Consider the following 6,355-nt stretch of genomic DNA (forward strand, 5'->3'; position numbering starts at 1 on the left):
CGGCGCAGCCACAACCGAGAAGGGGCCGGACTGGATGGTGCGCGAAGGCCCTCCGTTCAGATTGCCGGTCAAGAACCTCAGGGTATGCGTGCCTCCGGGTTCGAGCACCGGGCTGGAGCCGAGGCTGTCGACCCCCGGGCCATCCGCACCCGTGCCGTTGGGAAGCGGCATGTCGATCGTGAAGTCGCCGTTCTCATCGGCGTCGACGATCCACCAGATCGTGCGGTTCTGATGCAGAGACTCGTCAAGCCTGGAATAGGAGCCATCGTCGATCTTGATCGCGATGCGGGATCCGCCCTCGGTCGGATGCGTGAAGCCCGTGCCCGTCACACGCAGCGAGCCTCCGATCTCGGCGTTCGGCGCCACCGTCACCGTGGCCTCCTCCGTCTCCGACTCGATGATCAGCGTGCGCTCCACCTGTGTGGTGCCGTCGCTGAAGGTCACCTGGAATTCGCCGGTCGTCGCAGCTTCGGGCAGTTGCACGCGCGTGTAACCGCCCCGGTCGGTGTCGCCGTTCGCATCCAGCTGCCAGGCGGCCTCAGCACCACCGATCTGACCCGGCCCGGTCAGTGTCGTCGTCTGCCCGTCGATCTCTGCCGTCGCGGAGAGCTTGCCGCCGGGGGCGAATCCGACCGCGTGGAAGGTCCAGACCCCTCCGCGCTGCACGAGCAGATCTTCGACGCCGCTCGCGTGGTCTCCGGGGTTGAAAACGCGTGTCGTCGCCGGCGCGACGGTCACGACACCGCTCGTCGCGAGCACGGCGTCAGATGCCGTGTCGCGCACGCGCACCTGGTAACCGGAGCCCGGCACCGCATCGCGCGGTACGGTCAGCTTGCGATAGGTCTGCCCATCGGGGTTGGCGGTGTTGCCATCGACGCCGATGACGAAGGGCTTCGACGCCACGGTTTCACCTGTGCCGTCCACCAGTTCGACCGCGACCGAGGCACCCTCATCGAACTTCGAGAGGTTGAACCACAGGTCGCCGTACTGCTCGACCTCTGCGCTCGTCAGCGCGACCTCGGGGGTCTGAGGAGCCTGGGTCGGCTCATCGACCACGGTGAAGCGCACCGAGATGCCGCGCTGGTAGTCGGCGGGGCTGGTCAGCAGGGAGCCGGTGAGGATGCGCACGACATGATGCGTTCCCTCGCTCCAGTTCGAGTCGAAGAAGGCGGCATCGCGCGTGGTGTTGGTCTCGTCGGGCCACGGGATCTCGATGCGCCAGGTGCCATCCCCGGCCGCCTGCACGATACCGTGCGAGCGCTTGTCGGCGAATACCTGCCCGTTCACCGGGTTCACGATGTCGCGGGTCGTGTTCAGGGTGTTGGGATCACCTGAATACGAGGCGTCGACCATGAAGTTCGCGACCGATCCGGTGGCGCCGTCTGTGGCGAGGTATCCGGAACCCTCGATCACGATCGGCTCACCGGCGACCACGGCATTCGGGGCCCATACCGAGAAGGGCTGATTCGGGGTGACCGGACCGTAGGACTCCCCCGAGACAGTGACCTCGGCGGACGAGTCCAGCCGGTCGAAGAAGCGCAGTTCGGCAGGATAGCTGGCGGTCGAGCCGGACGCGTTCGAGAACACCGCGCGGTAGAAGGTGCCGTGCTGCGCCGCGGAGTCGGTGCCGGTCACGATGAGTGTCTCCGACGCCTCACCGGCAATCGGGGCCCAGGACGCGCCATCGGGCTCGCCGTTGGCGAGGCGCGTGTTGTTCGACTGCCACTGCACCGTCAGGTCGAGATCGCTCGTCGCCGCCGCCGCAAAGGTGGCCGTTCCGCCGACGTCAATCGTCTGACCGACGGAGTTCGGGTGCTGCGTGACGGTCGGGGCGGGCGCGATACTCAGCTTCGCTGGATTTGTGGTCGCCGTGCCCTCGGAGTTGGTGAAGACCGCGCGGTACCAGCGGTTGTTGAGATGGGGGCTGGTACCTGCCGCCACCGTCAGCGTGGTGTCCGTGGCGCCAGAGATATTGATCCAGTTCGCGCTCTCCGCGGGCTCTCCGGACGAGAACGCCTGCGAACGCTGCCACTGCACGGCCGGTGCGGGATCTCCGGTCGCTGCAGCGGAGAAGGAGACCTCGCTGCCGTTCGCCCCTGCAACGCTCTGCGGGTGTTCGGTCACAGTCGGGGCCTCGGCGGACGGAGCGGCCTCGACCACCGTGAATTCGAGGCTGACCGTGCGGGAGACGTCGGGCCGCTTCGCCTGCACCGCAGGGTCGGAACTCACGATGTTGCCGTAGAGGGTGCCGCCGAGCAACTGCAGGTTGAAGGTATCGCCCGGCTCCAGATCGGGCGCGTTCGTCGCACCGCTCTCCGCGCTGGGCCAGTCGATCGAGGTGCGCCACTCGCCGTACTCGATGCCCGCCCAGACCTCGTTATTTGAGTTGGGGTCGACCCCTTCGGGATCCTGCCACCACTCGCCCGTGCCCGCCGACTGGATGATGTGCCAGACATCGGGACTCGCGTAGTCGATGTCGCCGTTCCAGGGGTTGGTCGGCTTCGGGTCACGGACGACAGTGCCGTCGGGACCGAAGAACTTCACTCCGATGATGGAGCCCTCGCTCCCCTCATCCACGCTGTAGGGCCACTCGGTCTCCGGATGGTCCTCTTTCGTCTTCCATCCGGTTCCGGCGAGCACGATCGGCTCCCCCAGAACCACTTCGTTGTCATAGGTGACCGTCGCCCCGTCGGGGAACTCGTAAGTCTGCTCCGCGGCCTGCGCGGCAGGCGCTCCGGCCGTCTCCGCGGCGACGAGTCCAGTCAGCGCGAGCGCTGCGGCCACGGCGAGCGCCAGGGGCCGACGAAGGGATCGATCCAGCACCGATGATCCTGGGACATTCATGACAGCACCTCTCCGCACATGGAAGATCCGGATCGAAAGAACTCATATCGACCCGGAAGCCTTCAAACCTGCTGTGAGTAAGGCTAACATAATCTTCATCCGATCTTTAAGGCGAACTCGATCTCTGGGAGCCGTATCACCGCTGCGCGGTCTCACCGGCCATCATCTCCATGTCCAGCGGCAGCACCAGCGGGCGGCCCGTCACCGGATCCGGGATCACCCGGCACGGCAGCTCGTACACGCGCTCGATCAACTCCTCCGTGACGACCTGCTCGGGCGGACCGCTGGCCTCGATGCGCCCCTCGCGCATCACGATGAGGTGTGTGGCGTACCGGAAGGCGAGATGCAGTTCATGCAGCACCAGCACCACCGTGCGCCCCTCCCGCTGCAGCCGTCGGGCGAGATTCAGCACCTCCACCTGGTGCGCGATGTCGAGGTAGGTGGTCGGCTCATCGAGCAGCAGGATCGGCGTCTGCTGCGCCAGGGCCATGGCGATCCACACCCGCTGCCGCTGACCCCCCGAGAGCTCGTCGACGTTGCGCTCCGCGAGCTGCTCGACATTCGCGGCCAGCAACGCGTCGATCACCGCCCTCTCGTCGTCGGGTGTCCACTGCCGCAGGAGGTTCTGGTGCGGGTAGCGACCCCGCGCGACGAGATCGGCCACGGTGATGCCGTCGGGCGCGACGGGCGCCTGCGGCAAGAGCCCCAGCTTGCGCGCCGCGGCCTTGGGCGCGTAGCTGCGGATCGGGGCACCGTCGAGCAGCACCTCGCCCTTCTGCAGCGGCAGCATGCGCGCGAGCGCCTTCAGCAGAGTGGACTTGCCGCAGGCGTTCGGGCCGACGATCACCGTGAACTCCCCATCGGGGATCGCTACGTCGACATCGTGCAGAATCCGGCTGCCGCCCCCGTAGCCCGCTTCGAGCCCGCGGCCGATCAGCCGACTCGCCTCCGTGTTCGACATCACAGCCGTTTCCTTTCGATCGCGAGCAGCCAAACGAGGTAAAGACCGCCGAGGGCGCCTGTGATGACGCCCACCGCGAGCTCCGTCGGCGCGAACAGACGCCGGGCGATGAGATCAGAGACGAGCACGAGCACCCCGCCCATCAGCGCCGCGCCGAACAGCCCGAGCCCCGCGGTGCGCGTCAGCTTCTTGACCAGGTGGGGGGCCGCGAGCGCGATGAACGCGATGGGCCCGGTCGCGGCCGTCGCAACCGCCATGAGCCCCACGCCCGCGATGACGAGCACGATGCGCGAGCGCCCGACCCGCACCCCGATCCCCGTCGCGGTGTCGTCTCCCAGCGGGAACTGCGAGAGCGGGCCGAACTGCCAGACCACGATCGGCGCGAGTACCGCTATCGCCAGCGCGACCGCGGCGACCTCGGGCCACAGCGTCGAGTTGAGGGATCCGGCCAGCCACTGCGAAGCGGTCTGCGCCGCCTCGAGCGGGGCCCGCACCACGAGCAGCGAGTTGATCGCGGCGAGCACCGCGCCGACGCCGATGCCGACCAGCACGAGGCGGAAGCCGGCCACACCGCGTCGCCAAGAGAGCGCGATCACGATCACCGCGGTCAGCAGCCCTCCCACGACGGCGGCGATCGCGATGGAGAGCGTGCTGCCCCCGAAGAGGATGATCTGCACGAGCGCCCCCGTCGCCGCCCCCGTCGTGAACCCGATGATGTCGGGGCTGCCGAGCGGGTTGCCGGAGAGCGTCTGGAAGATCGCTCCGGACATTCCGAGCGCGGCCCCTACCATCAGGGCGCTCACCGCGCGCGGCAGGCGCACGTCGGTGACGAAGTACTGCGCGAGCGGATCCTCCGCCGTTCCTCCCAGCGAGGCGATCACCTGACCGAGAGATATCGGGTAGTCCCCGATCAGGATCCCCGCGACGCCGGCGACCGCGGCGCTCAGCAGCAGAAGCGCATACACTGTCGCGCCGCGCCGCTCGAAGCGGAAGCTGAGACCTCCGATGCGCAGCATCGCGTGACGGCGGCGGAGTACACGGGAGATCCTGCGACTCGCCTCGCCCGCGCCGGATGAGGGGGCGCCCGTGCTCTCCGGCGGAGACGCCGCAGGGCTCGCGTGCGATGCGGCGCCGGCCGGTCGTACCCCGTTCACAGCGCCGCGATCCTTCGCCGCCGCACGATGTACACGAAGACCGGTGCACCGACGAGCGCGGCGATGACCCCGACCGGAACTTCCTCGGGAACGACCACGCGCGCGATGATGTCGGCGCCGAGCAGCCACACGGGCCCCAGCAGCGCCGAGAACACGGTGACCCATCGCTGGTCCGAGCCCACGATGAGCCGTGCGGCGAACGGCACCGCGAGCCCGACGAACCCGATCGGCCCGACGGCGGCGGTTGCGGCGCCGCACAGCAGCGTGATCGCGATCATCGTCCACACCCGCGTGGTGCGCACCCGCACCCCGAGCGCCTTCCCGGTCTCGGAGCCGAGTGCGAGCGCGTTGAGCGCCGGGGCGATGAGCGCCGCGATGAGCAGGCCCGCGAGCACGAAGGGCAGGATGGTGAAGAGGATCGGGTACATACGCCCCTCGAGCGAGCCCGATACCCAGTAGCGGAACTCGTTGAAGGCGGTCTGGTCGGCGAGGATGATCGTCGTCGTGAGCGCCTGCAGCGCGGCGCTGATGGCCACGCCAGCGAGCGCGAGCCGCACGGGAGTCGCCGCCTGCCGGTGCGAGCTGCCGAGTGCGTAGACCGCGACCGAGGCGAGCGCGGCACCGGCGAAGGCGAACCACAGGTAGAAGCCGATGCCGCTCACGCCCGTCAGCGCGACGACCAGCACCACCGCGACCGAGGCGCCGGCGTTGATGCCCAGGATGCCGGGGTCGGCCAGAGGGTTGCGGGTGAGCGACTGCATCAGCCCGCCGGCCACCCCGAGCGCCGCGCCCACCGTCGCGCCGAGCAGGGTGCGGGGCACGCGCAGCTCGTGCAGCACCGTCGACGCGCTCGACCCGTCAGGGACGAGCAGCAGGCTCCAGGCCTCGTCGAGGGGGATCTGCCTCGACCCGATCGACAGCGAGAGCAGCGCTGCCGCCGCGAGCGCGATGACCGCGCCGACGACAGCACCGGCCCGGACCCCGCCGGGACGCGCGATCTCCGGGGCGGAGGAGCGACTGCCGGCGATGGACGGGGCGCTCATGCCTCCGGCTCGGACGGCGCCGGCGCGGCTGACGCTGTGGCAGCCTGCGTCGCGAGCTTGCGGCGATGCAGCAGCGCCCAGACGATCCCGGCGCTGCCCAGCACGAGAGCACCGCCGAGCACAGCGATGCCCACCCAGGGGAGCGACCCGGCGGTCCCCAGCGGTGCTGCGGCCGCTTCGACGCGTTGGGCGTCATCGCCGGCCTCGCCCTCGTCGATCTTCGTCGTGACCTCGTCCATGCTCGTCGCAGACTCCTCATCGCCCACGTCGAGTTTCAGTTCTCCGCTCTCGACCGGAGCGCCCTCCGCACCCCCCGCGTCGGAGCCTCCCGTCCCAGCGCCGCCGCCGGTTTG

3 protein-coding genes and 2 pseudogenes are annotated in these 6,355 nt (G+C 69.2%); all 5 read right to left on the reverse strand.

Annotation, left to right across the window (positions count from 1 at the left end; genetic code table 11):
* Positions 1 to 2,844: pseudogene (locus AMS65_RS00300) on the reverse strand (hypothetical protein); the annotation flags it as partial.
* A gap of 136 nt (positions 2,845 to 2,980) precedes the next feature.
* Positions 2,981 to 3,805 carry an ABC transporter ATP-binding protein gene (locus AMS65_RS00305; protein WP_053382209.1) on the reverse strand — a complete coding sequence of 275 codons (825 nt, stop codon included), beginning with the start codon at positions 3,803 to 3,805 and terminating at the stop codon, positions 2,981 to 2,983.
* Positions 3,805 to 4,959: a FecCD family ABC transporter permease gene (locus tag AMS65_RS00310; protein WP_206541950.1), complete on the reverse strand. Its 1,155-nt coding sequence runs from the start codon at positions 4,957 to 4,959 to the stop codon at positions 3,805 to 3,807. The genes AMS65_RS00305 and AMS65_RS00310 overlap by 1 nt, the downstream gene beginning before the upstream one ends.
* Positions 4,956 to 6,002 (reverse strand): FecCD family ABC transporter permease, encoded by a 1,047-nt coding sequence (locus AMS65_RS00315; protein ID WP_075200772.1) that lies wholly within the window; start codon positions 6,000 to 6,002, stop codon positions 4,956 to 4,958. Before AMS65_RS00315 ends, AMS65_RS00310 begins: the two co-directional genes overlap by 4 nt.
* A pseudogene (locus AMS65_RS00320) lies at positions 5,999 to 6,355 on the reverse strand (hypothetical protein); the annotation flags it as partial. The pseudogene AMS65_RS00320 and the gene AMS65_RS00315, both read right to left, overlap by 4 nt.

The organism is Leucobacter celer subsp. astrifaciens, assembly GCF_001273835.1.
In the GTDB taxonomy this organism is placed as follows: Bacteria; Actinomycetota; Actinomycetes; order Actinomycetales; family Microbacteriaceae; genus Leucobacter; species Leucobacter celer.